25 protein-coding genes are annotated in these 24384 nt (G+C 40.3%); 23 read left to right on the top strand and 2 right to left on the bottom strand.

Annotated elements, in window-relative coordinates:
* The first annotated feature begins 105 nt into the window (after positions 1-105).
* The 11 genes from NML75_RS01680 (at position 106) to whiA (ending at position 10178) form a co-directional block, all read left to right on the top strand.
* Positions 106-1842, top strand: coding sequence for an ABC transporter ATP-binding protein (locus NML75_RS01680; RefSeq protein WP_254733580.1), 1737 nt, complete (start codon positions 106-108; stop codon positions 1840-1842).
* A 10-nt stretch (positions 1843-1852) separates the two neighbouring features.
* Positions 1853-3634 carry an ABC transporter ATP-binding protein gene (locus NML75_RS01675; protein WP_254733579.1) on the top strand — a complete coding sequence of 594 codons (1782 nt, stop codon included), beginning with the start codon at positions 1853-1855 and terminating at the stop codon, positions 3632-3634.
* A gap of 147 nt (positions 3635-3781) precedes the next feature.
* Positions 3782-4300: a Dps family protein gene (locus NML75_RS01670; protein ID WP_254733578.1), complete on the top strand. Its 519-nt coding sequence runs from the start codon at positions 3782-3784 to the stop codon at positions 4298-4300.
* A 127-nt stretch (positions 4301-4427) separates the two neighbouring features.
* On the top strand, positions 4428-4934 hold the full coding sequence (locus tag NML75_RS01665; protein WP_049494683.1) for a dihydrofolate reductase: 507 nt from the start codon (positions 4428-4430) through the stop codon (positions 4932-4934).
* On the top strand, positions 4934-5104 hold the full coding sequence (locus tag NML75_RS01660) for a hypothetical protein (protein WP_000442253.1): 171 nt from the start codon (positions 4934-4936) through the stop codon (positions 5102-5104). The genes NML75_RS01665 and NML75_RS01660 overlap by 1 nt, the downstream gene beginning before the upstream one ends.
* A 31-nt stretch (positions 5105-5135) precedes the next feature.
* Positions 5136-6368: an ATP-dependent Clp protease ATP-binding subunit ClpX gene (clpX, locus tag NML75_RS01655; protein WP_247912698.1), complete on the top strand. Its 1233-nt coding sequence runs from the start codon at positions 5136-5138 to the stop codon at positions 6366-6368.
* A gap of 8 nt (positions 6369-6376) precedes the next feature.
* The gene (gene yihA, locus NML75_RS01650) at positions 6377-6964 is read left to right on the top strand and encodes a ribosome biogenesis GTP-binding protein YihA/YsxC (RefSeq protein ID WP_006150399.1); all 588 of its coding nucleotides are present in this window, start codon (positions 6377-6379) and stop codon (positions 6962-6964) included.
* A 9-nt stretch (positions 6965-6973) separates the two neighbouring features.
* Positions 6974-7354, top strand: coding sequence for a RidA family protein (locus tag NML75_RS01645; protein ID WP_001140424.1), 381 nt, complete (start codon positions 6974-6976; stop codon positions 7352-7354).
* A gap of 51 nt (positions 7355-7405) precedes the next feature.
* The gene (gene rapZ / locus NML75_RS01640) at positions 7406-8296 is read left to right on the top strand and encodes an RNase adapter RapZ (RefSeq protein WP_254733576.1); all 891 of its coding nucleotides are present in this window, start codon (positions 7406-7408) and stop codon (positions 8294-8296) included.
* Entirely contained in the window at positions 8293-9270 is a 978-nt protein-coding gene (locus NML75_RS01635) for a YvcK family protein (protein ID WP_254733575.1), read from the top strand. The genes rapZ and NML75_RS01635 overlap by 4 nt, the downstream gene beginning before the upstream one ends.
* Positions 9267-10178 carry a DNA-binding protein WhiA gene (gene whiA / locus NML75_RS01630; protein ID WP_254733574.1) on the top strand — a complete coding sequence of 304 codons (912 nt, stop codon included), beginning with the start codon at positions 9267-9269 and terminating at the stop codon, positions 10176-10178. Before NML75_RS01635 ends, whiA begins: the two co-directional genes overlap by 4 nt.
* Before the next feature lie 32 nt (positions 10179-10210).
* On the opposite strand, the gene NML75_RS01625 is transcribed toward whiA, so the two are convergent.
* Positions 10211-11179 (bottom strand): NAD(P)/FAD-dependent oxidoreductase, encoded by a 969-nt coding sequence (locus NML75_RS01625; RefSeq protein ID WP_254733573.1) that lies wholly within the window; start codon positions 11177-11179, stop codon positions 10211-10213.
* Positions 11180-11311: 132 nt separating this feature from the next.
* On the opposite strand from NML75_RS01625, the gene cdaA reads away from it, so the two are divergent.
* From cdaA to NML75_RS01565, 12 genes are all read left to right on the top strand, one after another.
* The gene (gene cdaA, locus NML75_RS01620; protein ID WP_254733571.1) at positions 11312-12169 is read left to right on the top strand and encodes a diadenylate cyclase CdaA; all 858 of its coding nucleotides are present in this window, start codon (positions 11312-11314) and stop codon (positions 12167-12169) included.
* Positions 12156-12935, top strand: coding sequence for a CdaR family protein (locus NML75_RS01615; protein WP_254733570.1), 780 nt, complete (start codon positions 12156-12158; stop codon positions 12933-12935). Before cdaA ends, NML75_RS01615 begins: the two co-directional genes overlap by 14 nt.
* A 32-nt stretch (positions 12936-12967) precedes the next feature.
* Entirely contained in the window at positions 12968-14317 is a 1350-nt protein-coding gene (gene glmM, locus NML75_RS01610) for a phosphoglucosamine mutase (RefSeq protein WP_070677124.1), read from the top strand.
* Positions 14318-14383: 66 nt separating this feature from the next.
* Positions 14384-14758, top strand: a complete 375-nt coding sequence (locus NML75_RS01605; protein ID WP_004252208.1) for a DUF1149 family protein — start codon at positions 14384-14386, stop codon at positions 14756-14758.
* Positions 14759-14762: 4 nt separating this feature from the next.
* Positions 14763-15611: a DegV family protein gene (locus tag NML75_RS01600; protein WP_070677125.1), complete on the top strand. Its 849-nt coding sequence runs from the start codon at positions 14763-14765 to the stop codon at positions 15609-15611.
* A gap of 262 nt (positions 15612-15873) precedes the next feature.
* Complete coding sequence (dapB, locus tag NML75_RS01595) at positions 15874-16641, top strand: 4-hydroxy-tetrahydrodipicolinate reductase (protein WP_006148044.1); 768 nt, start codon at positions 15874-15876, stop codon at positions 16639-16641.
* Positions 16638-17837: a CCA tRNA nucleotidyltransferase gene (locus NML75_RS01590; RefSeq protein ID WP_254733569.1), complete on the top strand. Its 1200-nt coding sequence runs from the start codon at positions 16638-16640 to the stop codon at positions 17835-17837. Before dapB ends, NML75_RS01590 begins: the two co-directional genes overlap by 4 nt.
* Positions 17834-19702, top strand: a complete 1869-nt coding sequence (locus NML75_RS01585; protein WP_070677126.1) for an ABC-F family ATP-binding cassette domain-containing protein — start codon at positions 17834-17836, stop codon at positions 19700-19702. Before NML75_RS01590 ends, NML75_RS01585 begins: the two co-directional genes overlap by 4 nt.
* Positions 19702-20295: a hypothetical protein gene (locus NML75_RS01580; RefSeq protein WP_070677127.1), complete on the top strand. Its 594-nt coding sequence runs from the start codon at positions 19702-19704 to the stop codon at positions 20293-20295. Before NML75_RS01585 ends, NML75_RS01580 begins: the two co-directional genes overlap by 1 nt.
* Positions 20296-20436: 141 nt before the next feature.
* Complete coding sequence (locus NML75_RS01575; RefSeq protein ID WP_006154681.1) at positions 20437-20949, top strand: adenine phosphoribosyltransferase; 513 nt, start codon at positions 20437-20439, stop codon at positions 20947-20949.
* A 194-nt stretch (positions 20950-21143) separates the two neighbouring features.
* On the top strand, positions 21144-22088 hold the full coding sequence (metA, locus tag NML75_RS01570; RefSeq protein WP_004252222.1) for a homoserine O-acetyltransferase MetA: 945 nt from the start codon (positions 21144-21146) through the stop codon (positions 22086-22088).
* Positions 22089-22096: 8 nt separating this feature from the next.
* Positions 22097-22771 carry a DnaD domain-containing protein gene (locus NML75_RS01565; protein WP_254733568.1) on the top strand — a complete coding sequence of 225 codons (675 nt, stop codon included), beginning with the start codon at positions 22097-22099 and terminating at the stop codon, positions 22769-22771.
* A 47-nt stretch (positions 22772-22818) separates the two neighbouring features.
* Here NML75_RS01565 and NML75_RS01560 read toward each other — a convergent pair whose 3' ends face one another.
* The gene (locus tag NML75_RS01560; RefSeq protein ID WP_254733567.1) at positions 22819-24270 is read right to left on the bottom strand and encodes an alpha-amylase; all 1452 of its coding nucleotides are present in this window, start codon (positions 24268-24270) and stop codon (positions 22819-22821) included.
* Positions 24271-24384 lie beyond the last annotated feature (114 nt).

Genomic DNA, 24384 nt, shown 5'->3' with positions numbered 1-24384 from the left:
GACAGTTCCCTCACTCGAGGTTAAGACTGCCTGTCTTCTTTTTAGTAAAAAGGCGTGCGAAAGCACGCTCTTTTCTGCATTTTGAATGAAAAAGAAAGGAGAATTATGCTTTATATTTGGTCTTATCTCAAACGTTATCCCAAGTGGTTAGTGTTAGACTTCTTCGGAGCTATTTTCTTTGTGATTGTCAATCTTGGGCTACCGACTGTTCTTGCTCGCATGATTGACCAGGGGATTAATCAAGGTAATGAAGAAAAGCTCTATTTTTGGGCTATCGTAATGTTGGTTATTATCGTCTTGGGGACATTTGGGCGGGTTGTTCTATCCTATGCTGCTAGTAAACTGACCACAAATATGGTTAAGGACATGCGAAATGATGTCTATGCTAAGTTACAAGAGTATTCTCATCATGAATATGAAAAAATCGGTGTGTCTTCACTAGTTACTCGTATTACCAGTGATGCCTTTGTTCTCATGCAGTTTGCAGAACAAACGCTTAAGTTGGGTGTTATCACACCCATGATGATGCTATCGAGTATTCTCATGATTTTCTTGACTAGTCCTTCACTAGCTTGGATTGTCGCTTTTTCAGTTCCTTTTCTAGCTGTAGTAGTCCTTTATGTGGCGGTGGAAACGCGCCCCTTATCTGAAAAACAACAGAAAACACTGGACAGGATAAACCAATATGTCCGTGAAAATTTGATGGGGCTACGAGTGATTCGTGCCTTTGCTCGTGAAGATTTCCAAGAAAAACGTTTCGAAGAGAAAAATGCGATCTATGCGGATAATTCAAATCGTTTGTTCAAATTGACTGGTTTGACAGAGCCGCTTTTTGTGCAAATCATTATTGCTATGATTGTAGCTATCGTTTGGTTTGCTCTAGATCCTCTCAAGCAAGGAAGTTTGCAGATTGGGGATTTGGTAGCCTTCATCGAGTATAGTTTCCACGCCCTCTTGTCTTTCCTTTTCTTGTCAAACCTTTTTACCATGTACCCTAGAACGGCCGTATCCAGTGAACGTTTGAAGGAAATCATGGATATGCCTATTTCCATTGATCCAAATGAGGACGGAATTCAAGAAACAGAAACACATGGTTACTTAGAATTTGATAATGTGACCTTTGCTTATCCTGGGGAAACAGAAAGCCCTGTGTTGCATAACATTTCCTTTACTGCTAAACCGGGAGAAACCATTGCTTTTATCGGTTCGACTGGGTCAGGTAAGTCTACTCTGGTTCAGTTAATTCCTCGTTTTTATGATGTTACACTGGGGAAAATTAAGGTCGATGGTGTTGATATCCGGGATTACCGTCTCAAATCACTCCGCCAGAAAATTGGTTTTATTCCACAAAAAGCCTTGCTCTTTACAGGGACTATCGCAGATAATCTCCGTTACGGAAAAGAGGATGCCAGTCATGAGGACTTGCACCAAGCAGCTGATGTAGCCCAAGCCAAAGACTTTATCGAAAGTCGAGAAGAAGGTTTTGCAACTCATCTGGCTGAAGGGGGAAGTAATCTATCAGGTGGTCAAAAGCAACGCTTGTCGATTGCCCGCGCAGTCATCAAGGGTCCAGATATCTATATCTTTGATGATTCCTTCTCAGCCTTGGACTACCGTACAGATGCTATCTTGCGCCGTCGTCTCAAGGAAGTGACTCAAGATGCTACGGTATTGATTGTTGCGCAACGTGTTGGAACCATTATGGATGCGGACCAGATTATCGTCCTTGATAAGGGCGAAATCGTTGGTCGTGGACGTCATGAAGAATTGATGGAAACCAATGACATCTATCGAGAAATTGCTGAGTCGCAGTTGAAAAATGCGTCTCTGACAGAAGAATAGGAGGTAAAGGATGAAACAACAATCTAGTCTAGCTCGTCTATGGAACTATTTAAAAGCCTACCGTTTCTCTGTTTTCTTTGCAGTCTTCTTGAAAATAGTCAGCGTCATAATGAGTGTTATTGAGCCATTCATATTGGGGCTTGCTATCACTGAGTTAACCAGCAACCTCCTTGCCATGGCAAATGGTGTTGCAGGAGCAGGTATTAATACTGGCTATATCGCAGTGATTCTGGTGATCTATCTCTTGCGTGGTCTTTTTTATGAGTTGGGTTCTTACTACTCAAACTATTTCATGACCAATGCTGTCCAGTCTATGATACAGGATTTGCGAAATGAAATGAGCGAAAAAATCAACCGCATCCCTGTGTCCTACTTTGACAAGCACCAATTTGGAGATTTGCTGGGACGTTTTACTAGTGATGTAGAGACCGTATCTAATGCACTCCAACAATCATTCTTACAGATTGTTAATGCAGTCTTTACCATTATTTTTGTTATGGGTATGGTCCTCTATCTCAATCTTCAGTTGGCTATCATTGTTATCTTGTCGATCCCAGTGACTTATTTTGGAGCTAAAACGATTCTAAATCGTTCGCAGCCATACTTTAAGCAGCAGGCGGCTATATTGGGACGTATGAATGGATTTGTACAGGAAAACTTGACAGGTTTCAATGTTTTAAAACTTTTCGGACGTGAAGAAAACTCTCAAGAGAGATTTGAAAAGATTACGGATGAATTGCAACAAGTCGGATTTAAGGCGAGCTTTATTTCAGGATTGATGATGCCTGCCCTTCACATCGTATCTGATTTAACCTACCTGATTGTTGCTGTCTTAGGTGGTTTGCAGGTTATTGCAGGGCGCTTGACGATTGGTAACATGCAGGCCTTCGTTCAATATGTGTGGCAGGTCAGCCAGCCGATCCAAAATATTACTCAGTTAGCTGGACAAATGCAAAGTGCTAAATCTTCGCTTGATCGTGTCTTCGAAGTTCTAGATGAACAGGAAGAAGTCCAAACTGCTGAAGTGAAAGAACTAGCACCATTGACAGGCCAAGTTAGTTTCAAAAATGTCGATTTCCAATATGTGGAAAACAAACCATTGATTCGTAATTTCAACTTAGATGTTGAACCTGGAGAGATGGTAGCTATCGTTGGACCTACTGGAGCAGGGAAAACAACCTTGATTAACCTTCTCATGCGTTTTTACGATGTGACAGCTGGTGCCATTTTAGTGGATGGCCAAGATATTCGTGATCTGTCTCGTCAGGACTATCGTCGACAGTTTGGGATGGTCCTACAGGATGCCTGGCTCTATGAAGGAAGTATCAAGGAAAATCTTCGCTTTGGAAATCTGAATGCAACAGATGAAGAAATCGTTGAAGCTGCTAAGGCTGCCAATGTAGACCACTTTATCCGCACCCTTCCTGGTGGCTATAACATGGAAATGAACCAAGAGTCAAGTAATATTTCTCTTGGGCAAAAACAGTTGTTAACTATCGCGCGTGCTCTCTTGGCGGATCCTAAAATCTTAATTTTGGACGAAGCGACCTCATCAGTTGATACACGTTTAGAACTCTTGATTCAAAAGGCCATGAAGCGCTTGATGAAGGGGAGAACAAGCTTTGTTATCGCTCATCGCCTTTCAACTATTCAGGAAGCGGACAAGATTTTGGTGCTGAAAGATGGACAGATTATCGAACAAGGAAATCATGAAAGTCTCTTAGCTGCAAAAGGTTTCTATTATGACCTTTATCAAAGCCAATTCTCTAATAAAAACAGCGAAAATAACTAAAAAACATCTTCTCATTTTCTTAAATTATCAGTCAATTACAACTTTTTTAATATGGGTTAATTTCCTTGATTTTATCTACTAGGAGTAGTATACTGAGATAGTAATCAATAAATATGGTTGCAAAAATAATATTATGAGGTGAGAAAAATGGTAGAATTGAAAAAAGATGCATTAAAAGACGTAGCAACATTAACTAAACCAGCGGCAGAAGCGCTAGTAAATACAAAGGAAGTTTTGAATCAAGCCGTAGCTGACTTGTACGTAGCACATATCGCTCTTCATCAAGTACACTGGTACATGCGTGGACGTGGTTTTATGGTATGGCATCCTAAAATGGATGAATATATGGATAGTCTAGATGCTTACCTTGATGAAATCAGCGAACGTTTGATTACACTTGGTGGCAAACCATACTCTACTTTGACAGAATTCCTTCAACACAGTGAAATCGAAGAAGGAGTTGGAGAATTCCGTAACGTAGAAGAAAGTTTGGAACGTGTCCTTGAAATTTATCGTTACCTTATCACTCTTTTCCAAAAAGCATTGGATGTAACAGATGAAGAAGGTGATGATGTAACCAATGATATCTTCGTTGGTGCTAAAGCTGACCTTGAAAAAACAGTTTGGATGCTTGCAGCAGAATTAGGACAAGCACCTGGTTTGTAAGATACTGCATTTTTCTAAAAATCCGTAGAAGTTTTCTACGGATTTTTTCTATTCAGGAGGGCATTCCAAAACAGTCTTTTTTGAAGATTTTTGATAAAATAGAACTATCAATGAAAAGGATGAAAGCATGACAAAGAAAATCGTAGCCATTTGGGCTCAAGATGAAAAGGGTGTAATCGGGAAAGAGGATCGTTTGCCTTGGCATTTGCCAGCAGAGTTAAAACATTTTAAAGAAACAACCTTGAATCATGCCATTTTAATGGGCCGTGTAACCTTTGATGGAATGGGACGACGTTTGCTTCCAGGACGTGAGACCTTGATTTTGACGCGCAATCCTGAAGAGTCAATTGATGGTGCTCTGGTTTTCCAAAATGTTGAGGATGTTTTAGACTGGTATCATCATCAGGCTAAGAATCTCTATATCATTGGTGGCAAGCAGATTTTTCAGCTTTTTGAACCTTATCTCGATGAGATTATTGTGACACAAATTCATGCTCAAGTTGAAGGGGATACCTATTTCCCAGAAGATTTTGACTTGACTGCTTTTGAGACTGTTGCAAGCAAATCTTATACTAGAGATGAGAAAAATGCCTATGATTTTACCATCGAATATAGAAAGAGAAAGGAAGTCTAATGGAGCGTAGTATTTTTGGATTTTTTACAGCTCTTTTGTGTGCTGTCTGTTTTGTAGCTGGAACACACGCTTTTCGTAAAAAGCGCTTTGGACTTGCTACTCTACTTTGGCTTAATGCTTTTACAAACTTGGTGAATAGCATTCATGCTTTTTATATGACCTTATTTTAGATAGAATGAATAGTTAGAACGGAAGGGAATCATGTCTACAAATAGGAAAAATGATATGATGGTTTATTGCTCATTTTGTGGCAAAAGCCAAGAAGAAGTTAAAAAAATAATTGCTGGGAACAATGCCTTTATCTGTAATGAATGTGTGGAGTTGGCCCAGGAAATTATTCGTGAGGAGTTGGCTGAGGAAGTTTTGGCGGACTTGTCTGAGGTACCAAAACCAATCGAACTCCTAAACATTTTGAACCACTATGTGATCGGTCAAGATCGTGCCAAACGGGCTCTGGCAGTGGCTGTATATAACCACTACAAACGCATCAATTTCCATGACACTCGTGAAGAGACTGAAGATGTGGATTTGCAAAAGTCAAACATTCTAATGATTGGCCCAACTGGATCAGGGAAGACCTTCCTTGCTCAGACTCTTGCTAGAAGTTTGAATGTACCTTTTGCTATTGCTGATGCAACGGCTCTTACTGAGGCTGGTTATGTAGGTGAGGACGTGGAAAACATTCTCCTCAAACTCTTGCAGGCAGCTGACTTTAACATTGAACGTGCAGAACGTGGGATTATCTACGTCGATGAGATTGATAAGATTGCTAAGAAGAGCGAAAATGTTTCCATCACACGTGATGTTTCTGGTGAAGGTGTGCAACAAGCCCTCCTTAAGATTATCGAAGGTACAGTAGCAAGTGTTCCTCCTCAAGGTGGACGCAAACATCCACAACAAGAAATGATTCAAGTAGACACCAAGAATATCCTCTTCATCGTGGGTGGTGCCTTCGATGGCATCGAAGAGATTGTCAAACAGCGTCTGGGTGAAAAAGTGATTGGTTTCGGACAAAACAACAAGGCTATTGACGAAAATAGTTCTTACATGCAAGAAATCATCGCAGAAGATATTCAAAAATTCGGTATTATTCCTGAGTTGATTGGACGCTTGCCTGTCTTTGCAGCCTTGGAGCAGTTGACTGTAGATGATTTGGTTCGCATCTTGAAGGAACCAAGAAATGCTTTGGTTAAACAATACCAGACCTTGCTTTCTTATGATGATGTGGAGCTTGAATTTGACGACGAAGCTCTCCAAGAAATTGCAAACAAAGCCATCGAACGTAAAACGGGTGCGCGTGGTCTTCGCTCAATTATCGAAGAAACCATGCTAGATGTTATGTTTGAGGTTCCAAGTCAAGAAAATGTGAAAACTGTTCGTATCACAAAAGAAGCAGTTGACGGAACGGCTAAGCCAATTCTAGAGACAGCCTAGAGGTGACTATGGAAATCAATACACACAATGCTGAGATTTTGCTGAGTGCAGCCAACAAGTCCCACTATCCAGAGGATGAACTTCCTGAGATTGCTCTGGCAGGTCGCTCAAATGTGGGGAAATCAAGCTTTATCAACACCATGCTCAATCGTAAGAATCTGGCTCGTACTTCTGGAAAACCAGGAAAAACACAACTACTCAATTTCTTTAATATTGATGACAAGATGCGTTTTGTGGATGTGCCTGGTTATGGTTATGCCCGTGTTTCCAAAAAGGAACGTGAAAAATGGGGTCGTATGATTGAGGAGTACTTGACTACTCGAGAAAATCTTCGAGCGGTTGTTAGTCTCGTTGACCTTCGTCATGATCCGACGGCAGATGATGTGCAGATGTACGAATTCCTTAAATATTACGAAATTCCTGTCATCATTGTGGCGACCAAGGCAGACAAGATTCCGCGTGGGAAATGGAATAAGCACGAATCAGCTATTAAAAAGAAATTAAACTTTGATCCAAGTGATGATTTTATCCTCTTTTCATCCGTAACAAAAGCAGGAATGGATCAAGCTTGGGATGCTATTTTAGAAAAATTATGAGGAATACATATGGCAAAAACAATTCATACAGATAAAGCTCCAAAAGCAATCGGACCTTACGTTCAAGGAAAAATCGTTGGCAACCTTTTGTTCGCTAGCGGTCAAGTACCTCTATCTCCTGAAACTGGAGAAATCGTAGGAGAAACAATCCAAGAACAGACAGAACAAGTCTTGAAAAACATTGGAGCTATTTTAGCAGAAGCAGGTACAGATTTTGACCATGTTGTTAAAACAACTTGTTTCTTGAGTGATATGAACGACTTTGTACCTTTTAATGAGGTATACCAAACAGCCTTTAACAAGGAATTTCCAGCTCGTTCAGCTGTGGAAGTAGCTCGTCTTCCTCGCGATGTAAAAGTCGAAATTGAAGTCATCGCAGAGATTGGATAAGCTAGTAGAAGTTTGGTTCTTCCAAACTTCTTTTGATATAAGGAGACTATGATGACAAAGAAACAACTTCACCTGGTGATTGTGACAGGGATGAGTGGTGCAGGGAAAACGGTAGCCATTCAGTCCTTTGAAGATTTAGGATATTTTACCATTGATAATATGCCACCTGCTCTCTTGCCAAAGTTTTTGCAGTTGGTCGAGACCAAGGATGATGACCACAAGTTAGCTTTAGTGGTTGATATGCGTAGTCGTTCTTTCTTCTCAGAGATTCAGGCTGTCTTGGATGAATTGGAAAACCAAGATGATCTAGACTTCAAGATTCTCTTTTTGGATGCTGCTGATAAGGAATTGGTGGCACGTTATAAGGAAACTAGAAGAAGTCACCCACTTGCAGCTGATGGTCGTATCTTGGACGGAATTAAGTTGGAACGCGAACTCTTGGCTCCATTAAAAAATATGAGTCAAAACGTGGTTGACACAACAGAATTAACTCCTCGTGAACTTCGTAAGACTATTGCAGAGCAGTTTTCTGACCAAGAACAAACGCAGTCTTTCCGTATTGAGGTCATGTCTTTTGGGTTTAAATACGGCATTCCAATTGATGCTGATTTGGTATTTGATGTTCGTTTCTTGCCAAACCCATACTATCTGCCAGAACTTCGGAATCAGACAGGTGAAGACCAGGCAGTTTATGACTATGTCATGAACCATGAGGAATCTGAAGATTTCTACCGACATTTGTTAGCCTTGGTTGAACCAATCCTACCAGGCTATAAAAAAGAGGGCAAATCAGTCTTAACGATTGCGATTGGTTGTACTGGCGGACAGCATAGAAGTGTTGCCTTTGCCAAGCGTTTAGCGAATGACCTATCTAAAAGTTGGCCTGTAAATGAAAGTCATCGTGATAAAGACCGAAGAAAGGAAACGGTAAACCGTTCATGAGAAAACCCAAAATTACGGTGATCGGTGGAGGAACCGGAATCCCTGTTATTTTAAATAGTCTACGGAAAAAAGACGTCGAAATTGCAGCCATAGTAACCGTTGCGGATGATGGTGGTTCTTCAGGTGAACTAAGAAAAAATATTCAACAGTTGACACCTCCAGGGGATTTACGTAATGTCCTTGTAGCCATGTCAGATATGCCAAAATTCTATGAAAAGGTCTTTCAATACCGTTTTTCAGAGGATGCAGGTGCTTTTGCAGGTCATCCATTAGGAAACATTATCATAGCTGGATTATCTGAAATGCAGGGTTCGACCTATAATGCCATGCAATTGCTGAGTAAATTCTTCCATACTACAGGGAAGATTTTCCCATCAAGTGACCATCCTTTGACACTCCATGCTGTCTTTAAAGATGGTTCAGAAGTAGCTGGGGAAAGTCACATTGCAGATCATCCAGGTATGATTGACCATGTCTATGTGACAAACACTCTAGACGATGAGAAACCGCAGGCCAGCCGTCGTGTTGTCAATACCATTCTTGAGAGTGATATGATTGTTTTGGGACCGGGATCGCTCTTTACATCCATCTTACCAAATATTGTTATTGAAGAAATTGGACAGGCTCTTCTAGAGACTAAGGCAGAGGTTGCCTATGTCTGCAATATTATGACTCAACGTGGAGAAACGGAGCATTTCTCAGATAGTGATCACGTAGAAGTCTTACATCGTCATTTGGGCCGTCCATTTATCGATACTGTCCTTGTTAATATCGAAAAGGTTCCGAGGGACTATATGGATACCAACCGTTTTGATGAATATTTGGTGCAGGTTGAGCATGATTTTGAAGGTTTGCGTAAGCAAGTCCCACGTGTCATTTCATCCAACTTTCTACGCTTGGAAAATGGGGGAGCCTTTCACGATGGTGATTTAATCGTAGATGAGCTCATGCGGATCATACAGGTGAGAAAATGAGTTTTACAGTAGCAGTAAAAGAAGAAATTTTAAGTCAGCATCACCTGAGTCGTCATGAATTGTCAGCTATTATCAAGATGTCTGGTAGTATTGGTTTATCGAGCTCTGGTTTGACCTTGTCCGTCATTACAGAAAATGCTAAGTTGGCCCGTCATCTCTATGAATCTTTCTTGCACTTTTATGGCATCAAGTCTGAGATTCGTCACCACCAGAGAAGTAATCTACGGAAAAATCGCGTCTATACTGTATTTACGGATGAGCGAGTCCAGGAACTTTTAGCAGATTTGCGTTTGGCCGATTCTTTCTTTGGTTTGGAAACAGGGATTGATCCAGATATTTTAGGAGATGAGGAAGCAGGTCGTGCCTATCTCTGTGGTGCATTTTTAGCAAATGGGAGTATTCGGGATCCTGAGTCAGGCAAGTATCAGTTAGAAATAAGTTCTGTTTATCTGGACCACGCCCAAGGGATTGCTTCGCTCTTGCAGCAGTTCTTGCTAGATGCTAAAGTGATCGAACGAAAAAAGGGGGCAGTGACCTATCTTCAGCGAGCGGAAGATATTATGGATTTCCTGATTTTAGTGGGAGCCATGGAGGCGAGAGATACTTTTGAAGGCGTCAAGATTCTCCGAGAAACTCGCAATGATCTCAATCGTGCTAATAATGCAGAGACAGCAAATATCGCTCGTACGGTTTCTGCGAGTATGAAAACTATCAACAATATCAGTAAAATCAAAGATAGAATTGGCTTGGATAATCTTCCAGCAGATTTGCAGGAAGTAGCGCATTTGCGCATTCAACATCCGGACTACTCTATCCAACAATTGGCAGACAGTTTGACAAATCCACTCACAAAAAGTGGTGTTAATCATCGACTGAGAAAGATTAATAAAATCGCCGAGGAACTATAAAACCACGAATCCTAGGATTCGTGGTTCTTTTCTTATAGACTTGTAGAGTGTTTTGGTTGTACTTTTTGCTCTGGGTCAATGTAATTAATGGCATTGTTGACAGCAGTTGGTGCTTCACCAAGACCTGTTGCAATCAAGTCAATCTTACCATCGTAGTAGCAGCAGTCACCGATAGCGTAAATTCCAGCTTGGCTTGACTCCTGCTTGCTATTGACGATAATCTTGTGACGGTTAAGGTCAAGTCCCCAGTTTTTAAGATTACCAACTGATGATTTGAAGCCATAGTTGACAAAGAGGTGGTCGAGTTCAATAGTTTCGGTCTCATCGAATTTGACTTTTGTGATTTCAAGCTTGTCAAGAGTTTTTCCATCTCCAAGAAGTTGACTTGGCACAAATGGTGTTTTGATACTAACAGATGATTCTTGAAGGGCTTGGACACTATGTTCAAGCGCACGGAAGTTGTCTCTACGGTGAACAAGTGTAGTTGGAGCAATCTTTTCAAAAGCTAAGGCCCAGTCCACAGCAGAGTCTCCTCCACCCAGGATGGTTACTTTCTTGCCAGCATATTGTTGAATGTTAGAAACGTGGTAATGGATATTTTCATAACTATCAACACCATCCAATTCAAGTGGACGCGGTTTAAAGGCACCTCCACCCATAGCGATAATGACAGCTTTGCTAGTATGAGTTCCTTTAGTGGTTGTAATCTTAAAAATATCATTCTCTTTTTCAATATCAAGAACAGTTTCATTGAGATGTGCTGGTGTATCAAAACCTTTTAGTTGTTCTAAGAGGCGATTAGTTAGTTCTTCACCAGTGAGATTTGGGAAACCTGGGACATCAAGAATTTGTTTTTCAGGATAAAGAATGGCAGGTTGACCACCTAATTGGGGAAGAGAGTCAATGATTTGTACTTTAGCTTGACGTAAATTTGCATAAAAGGCTGCGAAAAGACCAACTGGGCCACCCCCTATGATGGTAATATCATATAATTCAGACATGGTTTCTCCTTATTTCATTTTTATCATTTTATTCTATCATATTTTCTGCCAATTTAAAATGAGGTAAGGGGGAGAAAATTTCCATTAAAAATGGTATAATGAAGAGAAGCTTTTTTGGAGAGGGGACACAGGATGAATTTTCAGCAATTATCTAATCTTCAATACTGGTCTAGTTTGTTTTCCAGTCCTTGGAGTATTGCGATAAATGTGATTGATATTCTAATCGTCGCTTATATCTTATATCAATTTACAAAATCAATTGCAGGAACCAAGATTATGATTCTGGTTCGAGGCGTTTTAGTTTTTATCTTAGCTCAGATTGCGGCTAATTTTTTGGGCTTGACGACTATTTCCTGGTTGATTAACCAATTGATTACCTATGGAGTTATCGCAGCGGTTGTTATCTTTTCTCCAGAAATTCGGACAGGTTTGGAACGATTAGGTCGAGCTACGGACTTCTTTTCAAATACTCCTATAAGTTCAGAAGAGCAGATGGTACAGGCTTTTGTAAAATCGGTTGAGTATATGAGCCCGCGAAAGATTGGAGCTTTGGTAGCTGTTCAACGTGTGAGAACCTTGCAGGAGTACATCGTTACAGGAATTCCTTTAGATGCTAAGATTTCTGCTGAGTTATTAATTAACATCTTTATCCCTAATACGCCTCTCCATGACGGTGCAGTCATTATCAGTGGAGATCGGATTGCAGTGACTTCTGCCTATTTACCACTGACTGAAAACACAGGTATTTCCAAAGAGTTCGGAACTCGTCACCGTGCAGCCATAGGTTTATCAGAAGTTTCAGATGCCCTTACTTTTGTTGTGTCTGAAGAAACTGGAGGTATATCCATCACCTATAATGGTGTCTTCAAACATGATCTAAGTTTGGAAGATTTCGAGGAAGAACTACGTCGTATTCTGATACCTAAGGATGAACAAGAACTAAGCTTAAAAGAACGTCTATTAGGAGGCTGGAATAATGAAAAGAAATAGTCTTTATATCCTCTCCTCACTCCTCTTTGCATGTGTCCTGTTTATCTATGCAACATCAATCAATTATCAAAACAATACCAACGCAAGACAAACTAAAACTGAAACCTATACCAATACAGTAGTCAATGTACCGATTGATATTCAATATGATAGTGAGCAATATTTTATCAGTGGTTTCAGCTCAGAAGTAACAGTGTTTCTAACGGGTTCAAATCGAGTCACCTTGGCTAGTGAGATGCAAGAGAGCACTCGTAAATTTAAAGTGACTGCTGATTTGACGCAAGCTACAGAAGGAACGATTGAAGTTCCCTTGACCATTGAAAATCTTCCAAGTGGTTTGACAGCTGTAGCAACACCTCAAAAGATCACAGTCAAGATTGGTAAGAAAGTTACTCGAGATAATGTACCTGTTGTACCTCAAATTGATTCTAGTCAAATTGATGAGAAGATTATAATCGAACGTGTGACTGTTTCTGATGAAAAAGTTTCAGTAACTAGTGATGCGGATACACTATCTAAGATTGATCGGATTGTTGCAGTTTTACCAACGAGTGAACAGATTACAGGGAACTATTCTGGATCAGTTCCTTTGCAAGCTGTTGATAAAAATGGGGCTGTCTTACCAACAGTGATTACACCTTTTGAAACTACTATGAAAGTAACGACCAAAGCTGTAAGAACAACAAGTAGCACAACCACAACAAGTAATACTTCATCTACTGAAAACTCTTCAACGACAGCAGCAGAAACGAAGTCAGAATCTTAAAATAAACATTAAACTAGAAAAGGAATGATAAAATGGGTAAATATTTTGGAACGGACGGAGTCCGAGGAGAAGCAAACGTAGAATTAACGCCAGAATTGGCCTTTAAATTGGGTCGCTTTGGAGGATATGTCCTCAGTCAACATGCGACAGAAGCGCCTAAGGTTTTTGTTGGACGCGATACACGTATCTCAGGTCAAATGCTAGAAGCAGCCTTGATTGCTGGTCTTCTTTCTGTGGGAATTCACGTTTATAAACTTGGTGTACTTGCTACGCCTGCAGTAGCATATTTGGTGAAAACTGAAGGAGCGAGCGCAGGTGTCATGATTTCAGCTAGCCACAACCCAGCCCTTGATAACGGGATTAAATTCTTTGGTGGCGATGGCTTTAAGCTAGACGATGAAAAAGAAGCAGAAATCGAAGCCTTGCTTGACGCCAGTGAAGATACTCTCCCACGTCCAAGTGCTGAAGGATTAGGTACTGTTGTTGATTACCCAGAAGGATTACGCAAGTATGAAGCCTACCTGGTTTCAACTGGAACAGCTCTTGAAGGGATGAAGGTAGCCTTGGATACTGCAAATGGAGCAGCTTTTACAAGTGCTCGTCAAATTTTTGCAGATTTGGGTGCTCAAATTACTGTCATTGGAGAAACTCCAGATGGTTTGAACATTAACTTTAATGTTGGTTCGACTCATCCAGAAGCCTTGCAAGAACTTGTAAAAGAAAGTAAATCTGCCATTGGTTTAGCCTTTGATGGGGACAGCGATCGTTTGATTGCAGTAGATGAAAATGGTGAGATTGTCGACGGTGATAAGATTATGTATATCATCGGTAAATACCTTTCTGAAAAAGGTCAATTGGCACAAAATACAATTGTAACAACAGTTATGTCCAACCTTGGTTTCCATAAAGCCTTGGATCGTGAAGGCATTAATAAAGCTGTCACTGCTGTTGGAGACCGCTATGTCGTTGAAGAAATGAGAAAATCAGGCTACAATCTCGGTGGAGAACAGTCAGGTCACGTTATCTTGATGGACTACAATACAACTGGTGATGGTCAGTTGTCAGCAGTTCAATTGACTAAGATCATGCAAGAAACAGGTAAGAGCTTATCTCAGTTGGCTTCAGAAGTAACAATTTACCCACAAAAATTGGTTAATATCCGTGTGGAAAACACCATGAAAGACAAGGCCATGGAAGTACCAGCTATCAAGGCTATTATCGATAAGATGGAAGCAGAAATGGCAGGCAACGGACGTATTCTCGTTCGCCCAAGTGGAACTGAGCCACTCTTGCGAGTCATGGCTGAAGCACCAACAACTGAAGAAGTAGATTACTATGTGGATACCATTGCTGAAGTTGTGAAAGCAGAAATCGGAATTTAGGAAAGTTAGCAGAAAATAAGAAAATATGTTACAATGTCAAAGTAAATTGTAACCATGGAGAATATGATGAATTTAAAACGTGAACAAGAATTTGTTAGTCAGTATCACTTTGATGCTCGTAACTTTGAATGGGAAAATGAGAACGGAATTCCTGAAACAAAGGTTGATGTGAACTTCCAACTACTTCAACATGACCAAGAAAATCAGGTGACTTCTCTCGTAGTTGTTTTGAGCTTTATGATTGTCTTCGATAAATTTGTTATCAGTGGTACTATTTCTCAAGTAAACCACGTTGAAGGTCGTATCGTAGATCAACCAAGTGATTTTAGTCAAGAAGAAGTTGAGACGCTTGCTCGTCCTTCTTTGGATATGCTAAACCGTTTGACTTATGAAGTAACGGAAATTGCACTAGACTTACCAGGAATTAATTTGGAGTTTTAAAAAAATGAAATTAGCGGTCATAACAGACTCATCTGCTTTTCTACAAGCGGAAACCTTGCGGAAAGAAGATTTATTTGTGCTTGACATTCCTGTGAATATCGACGGACAGGAGTATGTTGAAGGTGTAAATCTAACCGCTCAAGAATTTTATGAAAAAATGGCTCGTTCATCTGAACTACCTAAAACAAGTCAACCAAGTATTGCAAAGTTGGATGAAATTTTATCGTCATTAAAAGAAAAGGGCTATACTCATGTTTTGGGTCTCTTTCTATCTTCTGGAATTTCAGGGTTTCACCAGAACATCCAGTATATGACGGATGAGTTCGAAAGTCTAACCATCGCTTTTCCTGATACTCGAATTACAAGTGCACCACTAGGATTCATGGTGGAAAGTGTGTTTCAATGGTCTGAGCAGGGTGATGATTTCCAGTCTATACTAGATAAGTTAACCGAACAGATTGAAAATACTTCAGCCTTTATCATGGTAGATGACCTTGATCATCTGGTTAAAGGTGGTCGTTTATCAAATGGCGCAGCTATTTTAGGGAATCTTCTTAGCATTAAACCAATTCTATATTTCAATGACCAAGGTGTTATCGAAGTTTATGAGAAGGTTCGTACAGAGAAGAAAGCAACAAAACGTTTGGTTGAAATTGTTAAAGAAGCAACAGCTAATGGCAATTACCAGATTACTGTCATTCACGGGAATGCTCCTCAAAAAGCAGCTGATTTGCTTCAGCTTTTGTTAGACGGTGGAGTAGCTACAGACATTTCAATTGCAACCTTCGGTAGTGTTATTGGGACTCACCTGGGAGAAGGAAGTATTGCTTTAGGTTATACACCAATCGTCTAGATTGTTCTAACAGGATTTGTATCTTAAAATTGAACACGGACTATCTGCCTCTTGAAAAAAGATGCCTGTCTTGCCTTTCGTGGAAAGTCAGCGCCATTCCCTATTTTTCATGGGCAGCTAACGTCCTTTGTATCTTAGAATTGAACACGCCTGGAACCCTATGTGAAAAAGATAGTTCTTCCAAGGAAAAGAAACTCCTTGATCAGAACTCCTATTTTCACTTTGTGTTCTTGCAGGCTTTGTATCTTAGATAGGAGTAAAGATGAGTATTCGAGTGATTATTGCTGGTTTTAAGGGAAGAATGGGCCAATCTGCTTGTCAGATGGTTTTGTCTGATCCTGAACTTGAACTAGTAGCTGTTTTGGATCCTTTTGAGTCTGCATCTGAATGGCAAGGAATTCCAGTATTCAATGATAAAAATGACTTAGCAGGCTTTGATGCCCATGTTTGGGTGGACTTTACTACACCAGCTGTCGCCTATGAGAATACACTCTTTGCTCTTGAACATGGCTTTGCTCCAGTAGTAGGAACGACAGGTTTCACCAGTCAAGAAATCGAAGAATTAAAAGAATTGTCTCGTTTCAAAGGCTTGGGTGGATTGATTGCTCCTAACTTTGCCTTGGGTGCTGTCTTACTGATGCAATTTGCAGCACAGGCAGCTAAATACTTCCCAAATGTGGAGATTATTGAACTTCACCATGATAAGAAAAAAGATGCTCCAAGCGGGACAGCAATCAAAACAGCTGAGTTGATGGCTGAAGTTCGTGAGTCTATTCAACAAGGTGCTAGTGATGAGGAAGAACTCATTGCGGGAGCACGTGGAGCTAACTTTGATGGTATGCGAATCCATTCGGTTCGTTTACCAGGTTTGGTAGCTCATCAAGAGGTCATTTTTGGAAATCAAGGAGAAGGATTGACCCTGCGTCATGACTCCTATGATCGTAGCTCCTTCATGACAGGGGTGAATTTGGGAATCAAAGAAGTTGTCAAGCGTCATGAGCTTGTCTATGGATTAGAACACTTACTATGAAATTAACAAAAATGCCTTCTGAATTTCAGAAGGCTTTACCAGTATTAGAAAAAATTAAAGAAGCAGGATTTGAGGCTTATTTTGTTGGTGGATCCGTTAGGGACGCCCTGCTAAATCGTACCATTCATGATGTGGACATCGCGACGTCCTCCTATCCAGAAGAAACCAAGCAGATTTTTCCACGGACAGCTGATATTGGCATTGAGCATGGAACTGTTTTGGTTTTAGATGGAGATGAAGAGTACGAAGTAACTACTTTTCGAACAGAAGATATTTATGTAGACTATCGTAGACCAAGTTCAGTTTCTTTTGTTCGTTCACTCGAAGAAGATCTCAAGCGCCGAGATTTCACAGTCAATGCCTTTGCCTTGGATGAAGCAGGGGAAATCGTTGATTTATTTGATGGTTTACAAGATTTAGAAAATCAAGTTCTACGTGCAGTTGGTGTAGCTAGTGAACGTTTTAATGAAGATGCTCTACGCATCATGCGTGGATTTCGTTTCCAAGCTAGTCTTGGTTTTGAACTTGAGCAAGAAACGTTTGAAGCGATGAAGACCTTAACGCCACTCTTAGAAAAAATCTCTGTGGAGCGTACGTTTGTCGAATTTGACAAGCTTCTGCTAGCCCCTCATTGGCGAGTAGGTTTATCTTCTATGATTGCAAGTAAAGCTTATGATTATCTTCCAGATATGGCAGGTAGTCAGGACAAACTCCAGTCTTTATTTGACTTAGAAGATGATTTCACCTTTGAATCATCTGAACAAGCTTGGACAGCACTTTTATGGGCTTTAGAAGTGAAAGATGCTCAGCAATTTTTGAAACATTGGAAGACTTCACGTCAATTTGCTAAGCAAGTACAGGATTTATTGAGTATCTTGTTTCTTCGAGATGAGGGAGAATTAAGTAAACGTGATTGTTACCGTTTTGATCTAAATTTGCTTTTACAGGCTGAAAATCTTCGCCGAGCTCAAGGAAAAGAAGTCAATCCGCAAGCTATCACAGAAACCTACGAGAGCTTGACCATTCATGATAAGAAAGAGATGCAAATTAATGGTGGCATTCTGATCAAGGAATATGGCTATCATCCAGGTCCAGAATTAGGAGCTGTTCTAGAGGAAATTGAGTATGCTATTGTGGATGGTAATCTAGATAATGAAGTGGAAGCCATTCATGCATACTTAAGGGAGAGAAAATGAGTGATTTTATCGTTGAAAAACTAAGCAAATCCGTTGGTGACAAGACTGTCTTTAAGGATATTTCCTTTATCATCCACGACTTGGATCGTATCGGTCTTATCGGTGTCAACGGAACTGGGAAAACGACCCTTCTAGATGTTCTTTCAGGTGTTTCAGGTTTTGATGGCGATATTAGCCCTTTTTCAGCAAAGAGTGATTACAAGATTGGTTATTTGACCCAGAATCCGGAATTTGATGATAGCAAGACTGTCTTGGATACTGTTTTATCCAGTGACCTCAAGGAAATCCAGTTGATTCGGGAGTATGAACTGCTTATGCTCAACTACAGTGAGGACAAGCAGGCGCGTCTAGAACGGGTCATGGCGGAGATGGATTCTCTCCAAGCATGGGAAATCGAAAGTCAGGTCAAAACGGTACTCAGTAAACTAGGTATTCAAGAATTATCAACTCCTGTTGGAGCTTTGTCGGGTGGTCTTCGTAGACGGGTTCAATTAGCGCAAGTGCTTTTAGGAAATCATAATCTCTTGCTTCTTGATGAGCCAACCAACCATCTGGACATTGCGACCATCGAGTGGCTGACACTTTTCTTGAAGAATTCCAAGAAGACCGTTCTCTTCATCACCCACGATCGCTATTTCCTAGATGCTCTTTCTACGCGAATTTTTGAATTGGATAGAGGTGGATTAACAGAGTATCAGGGGAATTACCAAGATTATGTCCGTCTCAAGGCTGAACAGGATGAGCGTGACGCAGCTCTTCTTCACAAAAAGGAACAACTTTACAAACAAGAATTAGCTTGGATGAGACGGCAACCTCAAGCTCGTGCGACCAAGCAACAAGCTCGTATCAATCGATTCCATGACTTGAAAAAGGAAGTTTCAGATACTAGCCTTGAGACAGACTTGAGCATGAATTTTGAAACCAGTCGCATCGGTAAGAAGGTCATTGAGTTTAAGGATGTTTCCTTTGCCTATGACGATAAACCGATTCTGAAACATTTTAACCTTTTAGTGCAAGCCAAAGACCGTATCGGAGTCGTCGGGGACAATGGTGTTGGGAAGTCAACCCTTCTTAACCTTATTGCAGGAAGACTTGAAGCTACTGAAGGACAAGTTATCATCGGTGAAACAGTTCGTATTGCTTATTTCTCTCAACAAATCGAAGGTTTAGATGAAAGCAAGAGAGTTATCAATTACTTGCAGGAAGTGGCAGAAGAGGTTAAGACTAGTGGTGGTACTACGACTTCAATCGCTGAGTTACTAGAACAATTTCTTTTCCCTCGTTCAACGCACGGTACCTTGATTGAGAAGCTGTCAGGTGGAGAGAAGAAGCGTCTGTACCTCCTCAAATTACTCCTTGAAAAACCCAATGTGCTTCTCTTGGACGAGCCGACAAATGATCTAGACATTGCGACCTTAACAGTTCTAGAAAATTTCTTACAAGGTTTTGCAGGACCAGTCTTGACAGTTAGTCATGACCGCTATTTCCTTGATAAGGTAGCAACTAAGATTCTTGCTTTTGAAGATGGAACCATCCGTCCTTTCTTTGGCCATTATACAGATTATCTAGATGAAAAGGCCTTTGAAGCAGAAGCAGTAACACAAAATCAAAAAGTTGAGAAGGAAAAAGTCGTCAAAGTACGTGAAGAAAAGAAACGGATGACTTACCAAGAAAAGCAGGAGTGGGCAAGTATTGAAGGTGATATCGAAGCCTTAGAAAACCGCATCTCTTCTATAGAGGAAGAAATGCTAGCAAATGGTTCTGACTTTGGGAAACTAGCTACCCTTCAAAAAGAGTTAGACGAGAAAAATGAAGACTTGCTGGAAAAATATGAACGCTATGAATATTTAAGTGAGTTAGTATAATGGAAGAAACAATTATTAAATGGAGTAGTAAGAAAATCGTCTTGAGCCTTATTCTTTATCTACTAGAATTGGCTCTTCTACTTTGGATCCTTTCGTTTTTGCTGAGCTATCCCGAAGAAGCACCTGCGGGATTGGTGGCTTTAATTCTCTTTATCGGTTTCTTGATCCTCATCGTTGGCTTCATTTTGTATCAACATTTGCGACGGCTTTTTTCTGATAAAGAGTATTTGAAATGTACGGCTCAAGGATTTTTCTATAAACCATTTCCAAAGAAAGACTGGCAGTTTTATTCCTGGGAACAGGTAGAAAAGTTTGCTCTCACGAGAATTAAGGGCAGTAGAAATGCAAGGGATTTTTATATGATTGAGGTTCAGTTTTATGACAAGGAACTTTTAAAATCCAACTTTTTCTGGTATCGTCTTCGAAGTAGATTTACAAGTTCAAAACATTCTAACGTTTTGAAAATCCCAATCTATTTGCTGGATGTTGGCTTACCAAAGAGAGTATTTGAAACCATGTCTTACTTTGAGCGAGAGTGGCGCATCCAACAAAATCGCGAGCGAAATCAAAGCTCTAAAAGCAAAAAGAAGTAAAGATTTCATTGAGCGAGTGAACCTCCGAATTTTATGAAGGACTGAGGGGCTTTGGAAGGATATTCCAAGGCTTCTTTCTATTTTGCTTTTCTAGGAATTATGGTATAATAGGGAGTAAAAACTTTAAAAGAAAGAAACGCTATGAACTTAAAAGATTACATTGCAAGTATTGAAAATTATCCACAAGAAGGAATTACTTTCCGTGATATCAGCCCATTGATGGCAGATGGAAATGCCTACAGTTATGCTGTTCGTGAAATTGTTCAATATGCTACTGACAAAAAGATTGATATGATTGTAGGACCAGAAGCACGTGGATTTATTGTTGGATGTCCAGTTGCTTTTGAGTTGGGAATTGGTTTTGCACCTGTTCGTAAACCAGGGAAATTGCCACGTGAAGTGATTTCAGCTGACTACGAAAAAGAATATGGTGTTGATACTTTGACCATGCACGCAGATGCTATCAAACCAGGTCAACGTGTTCTTATTGTAGATGACCTCTTGGCAACAGGTGGTACTGTTAAAGCGACAATCGAAATGATTGAGAAATTAGGTGGTGTCGTAGCTGGTTGCGCCTTTTTGATTGAGCTTGATGAGCTAAAAGGTCGTGAGGCAATCGGAGATTACGATTATAAAGTTTTGATGCATTATTAATGAAAAACAGTCCCTAGGGCTGTTTTCTCTTAATGATGATATAAAAAAAGGCTATATCTAGTTAGAGAAAAACTATAATTGAAAACTATATCTTCTTACAGTATAATAAAGGGAAGAAGTGTCATCAGCTGGATTTTTCCATTTGATGACAGTCAGGTTACTTGAGTCCAGTATGATACAGTTAGGAGATTTCCATGCCGATTCGAATTGATAAAAAATTACCAGCAGTTGAGATTTTACAAACAGAAAATATTTTCGTCATGGATGATCAACGGGCGGCTCATCAGGATATCCGACCCTTGAAAATTCTTATTTTAAATCTAATGCCGCAAAAGATTGTAACAGAAACTCAACTCTTAAGACATTTGGCCAATACTCCTCTGCAATTAGATATTGATTTCTTATATATGGAAAGTCACCAATCAAAAACAACTCGCTCAGAGCATATGGAGACTTTTTATAAGACCTTCTCGGAAGTCAAAGACGAGTATTTTGATGGCTTGATTATTACAGGAGCTCCAGTTGAGCACCTTCCATTTGAGGAGGTTGACTATTGGCAAGAGTTTACCCAAGTTATCGATTGGTCCAAGACCCATGTCTTTTCAACCCTGCATATCTGTTGGGGAGCACAGGCAGGTCTATACTATCGCTATGGTGTAGATAAATACCAGATGGAGCAGAAACTTTCTGGGATTTATCCTCAAGATGTTTTGAAAGAAGGTCATCTCCTATTGAGAGGCTTTGATGATTTATATGTATCCCCTCATTCTCGCCATACAGAAGTTCACAAAGAAGATATCCTGAATAAAACAAATCTAGAGATTTTAGCATCAGGAAAAGAGGTGGGAATCTCTATCCTTGCGAGTCGAGATTTGAGAGAAGTATATAGCTTTGGGCATTTAGAGTATGATCGCGATACGCTTGCAAAGGAATATTTCAGAGATCTAGATGCTGGTTTAGATCCACATATACCAGAAAATTATTTCAAAAATGATGACATTCATGAACTCCCATGTATGAGGTGGAGTTCATCTGCAGCTCTCTTTTTCAGTAACTGGGTAAATTATGCAGTTTACCAAGAAACACCGTTTGAGTGGAAGAGTGCGGAAGATGATGTGTCTCATTTTGGATATTTATAAGAGGAATTATGACATATTTAGATGCTTTCAAATCAGGAAACTTAGTGTTACCGAGTGACCTGCTCTTACATTACAATCAACTGTTCTCGTCAAGCGATGATTTCTTGGTTTGGCAGTTCTTTTACCTACAGAATACAACGGCTTTAGGTGAATTGTCTCCAAGTCAGATTGCTGAAAAAATCGGCAAAAATGTCACTGAAGTCAATCAAGCTATTTCACGATTGACTGAGAAAGGGTTGCTTCAATACCGAACCATTGAACTGAATGGCGAAATAGAAGTAATCTTCGATGCAACTCTTGCCTTGGAGCGCTTAGATCAACTGTTTGAAAAACAAGCTCGAAACCAGGTGCAATCTGCTCCAAATGATTTAAAGAGCTTGGTAGATACTTTCCAACAGGAGCTAGGTCGTCTTTTGAGTCCCTTTGAAATCGAAGATTTGGAAAAGAGTTTGAAAGAAGATGGGACGAGTGCGGATTTGATAAAAGAAGCTCTACGTGAAGCTGTTTTGAATGGAAAACCAAACTGGAAATATATCCAAGCAATCCTACGAAACTGGCGACATGAGGGTATTAAGAGTGTAGCCCAGGTAGAAGCGAAACGTCAGGAGAGAGAGGCAACAAACCCTCAAAATGTACAAGTTTCATCTGATTTTAAAAATGCCATGGACCTTTGGAAAGACTAATATTTAGCAATAAAAAAAACTTGCCCATGGCAAGTTTTTTTGTGTTCTTAAAAAGTAAGTCCCCAAACACTTACAGAACGTTCGGCAACTGGGAAATCACCATATCCTTCAGCATTAATAGTCACTTGGTCTGAATGGTTGCCAAGTAAATCAACAAAAGTATGATCAGCCCATTCTGGACCAACAAACATAGTTTTGTAATTGTCTTGAGCATTTGAGATAAGAACGGCGATAGGTGATTGGTCGTCAGTGCCAGAACGGACCCAACCGATACAATTAGGATCATCTAGGTAGTCAATCTGCTCTCCATAAGCCAAATCTTTTCGGATAGTAAGTAAACGGTCAAGGACATCTTTAAAGTCTTGCTGAGCAAACTGTCCAGAAATACCATAGTAGTCTCCGTAAAAGACACAGGGGAGACCCTGTTCACGCAAAAGAATGAGAGCATAGGCTGCTGGCTTAAACCATTCTTCAACAGTAGATTCGAGGGCTTGACCGCGTTGGGTATCATGGTTGTCGACAAAGGTCACAGCTCGATCCGGATTGATTTGAGCCAGACTATCATCAAAGATAGTTGTTAAATCATAGTCAGCTCCTGCCTGGCTTGCCTCAAAGAGATTCATATGAAGGCGAACATCAACAAGATCAAAGCGTCCTTCAATCTTTTCAAGGTAGTCTAGGTTGGCATCCTTGTCTGGATTCCAGAATTCTCCAAAGACATAGAAGTCTTGTCCATATTTCTCTTTGATGTCACGAATGAAATTACGCATAAAGAAAGAGTCAATGTGCTTAACTGCATCTAAGCGGAAACCAGTTACACCAGTCGTTTCGATAAACCAATTTGCCCAGTCATAGATATTCTGGATGACTTCGGGGTGTTTGAAATCCAGGTCTGCGTACATGAGATAGTCGTAGTTTCCATTCTCATTGTCGACTAATTCTTCATGAGCCCAACCTTTATTCTCTCCCTGAATGAGATAGATGCCAGACTTACGACGTTTAGCATCGTAGTCAGTTCCTGTGAAGTGGTACCAGTGCCAGTGAAAATCGTTGTAGGTGTTTTGTCTACCATCAAAAGTAAAACCGGTCCAACCATTGATGGTAAAAGGTTCTCCTAGTTTGATGGTGCGGTCTTCTGGATCCACTTCGATAACTTGAAAGGATTCTAAATGATCAGCAGCTGCCTTGTGGTTTAAGACGATATCGGCCATCGGTTGGATTCCATGAGATTTTAGTGTTTGAATAGCTTGAAGATAGTCTTCTTTAAAACCATACTTGGTACGGACAGTTCCTTTTTGGTCAAATTCGCCAAGGTCAAACAGATCATAGACACCATAACCGACATCTTTTTCGTTGGTAGCTTTGAAGGCAGGTGGCATCCAGATGTGACTAATTCCCAAGTTAGCTAGGTGTTCAGCGTCATCAGAAAGTCGTGTCCAATGTTTTCCGTCATGTGGGAGATACCACTCAAAATATTGCATTAGGGTTTGATTTTTCATAGAAAGTCCTCATACTTAACAATTTGACAATCATTTTACCACAAAGCTGTGCAATACGCAAACGTTTGCGCTATAAAAATAGACCTCAGGATGTGAATGTCTATTTTTACGGTA

It is taken from the genome of Streptococcus sp. CF4-3 (assembly GCF_024295385.1).
In the GTDB taxonomy this organism is placed as follows: domain Bacteria; phylum Bacillota; class Bacilli; order Lactobacillales; family Streptococcaceae; genus Streptococcus; species Streptococcus infantis_I.
This window is presented reverse-complemented; position numbering and strand designations above follow the sequence as displayed.

Bases quoted from the DNA above. Each gene is read 5' to 3' on its own strand.
- NML75_RS01665 (WP_049494683.1), top strand. From the start codon at position 4,428: ATGACAAAGAAAATCGTAGCCATTTGGGCTCAAGATGAAAAGGGTGTA.
- yihA (WP_006150399.1), top strand. From the start codon at position 6,377: ATGGAAATCAATACACACAATGCTGAGATTTTGCTGAGTGCAGCCAAC.
- dapB (WP_006148044.1), top strand. From the start codon at position 15,874: ATGAGTATTCGAGTGATTATTGCTGGTTTTAAGGGAAGAATGGGCCAA.
- NML75_RS01575 (WP_006154681.1), top strand. From the start codon at position 20,437: ATGAACTTAAAAGATTACATTGCAAGTATTGAAAATTATCCACAAGAA.
- clpX (WP_247912698.1), top strand. From the start codon at position 5,136: ATGTCTACAAATAGGAAAAATGATATGATGGTTTATTGCTCATTTTGT.
- NML75_RS01585 (WP_070677126.1), top strand. From the start codon at position 17,834: ATGAGTGATTTTATCGTTGAAAAACTAAGCAAATCCGTTGGTGACAAG.
- NML75_RS01590 (WP_254733569.1), top strand. From the start codon at position 16,638: ATGAAATTAACAAAAATGCCTTCTGAATTTCAGAAGGCTTTACCAGTA.
- NML75_RS01625 (WP_254733573.1), bottom strand. From the start codon at position 11,179: ATGTCTGAATTATATGATATTACCATCATAGGGGGTGGCCCAGTTGGT.
- NML75_RS01660 (WP_000442253.1), top strand. From the start codon at position 4,934: ATGGAGCGTAGTATTTTTGGATTTTTTACAGCTCTTTTGTGTGCTGTC.
- NML75_RS01580 (WP_070677127.1), top strand. From the start codon at position 19,702: ATGGAAGAAACAATTATTAAATGGAGTAGTAAGAAAATCGTCTTGAGC.
- NML75_RS01560 (WP_254733567.1), bottom strand. From the start codon at position 24,270: ATGAAAAATCAAACCCTAATGCAATATTTTGAGTGGTATCTCCCACAT.
- NML75_RS01680 (WP_254733580.1), top strand. From the start codon at position 106: ATGCTTTATATTTGGTCTTATCTCAAACGTTATCCCAAGTGGTTAGTG.
- glmM (WP_070677124.1), top strand. From the start codon at position 12,968: ATGGGTAAATATTTTGGAACGGACGGAGTCCGAGGAGAAGCAAACGTA.
- cdaA (WP_254733571.1), top strand. From the start codon at position 11,312: ATGAATTTTCAGCAATTATCTAATCTTCAATACTGGTCTAGTTTGTTT.
- NML75_RS01670 (WP_254733578.1), top strand. From the start codon at position 3,782: ATGGTAGAATTGAAAAAAGATGCATTAAAAGACGTAGCAACATTAACT.
- NML75_RS01645 (WP_001140424.1), top strand. From the start codon at position 6,974: ATGGCAAAAACAATTCATACAGATAAAGCTCCAAAAGCAATCGGACCT.
- NML75_RS01565 (WP_254733568.1), top strand. From the start codon at position 22,097: ATGACATATTTAGATGCTTTCAAATCAGGAAACTTAGTGTTACCGAGT.
- metA (WP_004252222.1), top strand. From the start codon at position 21,144: ATGCCGATTCGAATTGATAAAAAATTACCAGCAGTTGAGATTTTACAA.
- rapZ (WP_254733576.1), top strand. From the start codon at position 7,406: ATGACAAAGAAACAACTTCACCTGGTGATTGTGACAGGGATGAGTGGT.
- NML75_RS01635 (WP_254733575.1), top strand. From the start codon at position 8,293: ATGAGAAAACCCAAAATTACGGTGATCGGTGGAGGAACCGGAATCCCT.
- NML75_RS01675 (WP_254733579.1), top strand. From the start codon at position 1,853: ATGAAACAACAATCTAGTCTAGCTCGTCTATGGAACTATTTAAAAGCC.
- NML75_RS01600 (WP_070677125.1), top strand. From the start codon at position 14,763: ATGAAATTAGCGGTCATAACAGACTCATCTGCTTTTCTACAAGCGGAA.
- NML75_RS01615 (WP_254733570.1), top strand. From the start codon at position 12,156: ATGAAAAGAAATAGTCTTTATATCCTCTCCTCACTCCTCTTTGCATGT.
- NML75_RS01605 (WP_004252208.1), top strand. From the start codon at position 14,384: ATGAATTTAAAACGTGAACAAGAATTTGTTAGTCAGTATCACTTTGAT.
- whiA (WP_254733574.1), top strand. From the start codon at position 9,267: ATGAGTTTTACAGTAGCAGTAAAAGAAGAAATTTTAAGTCAGCATCAC.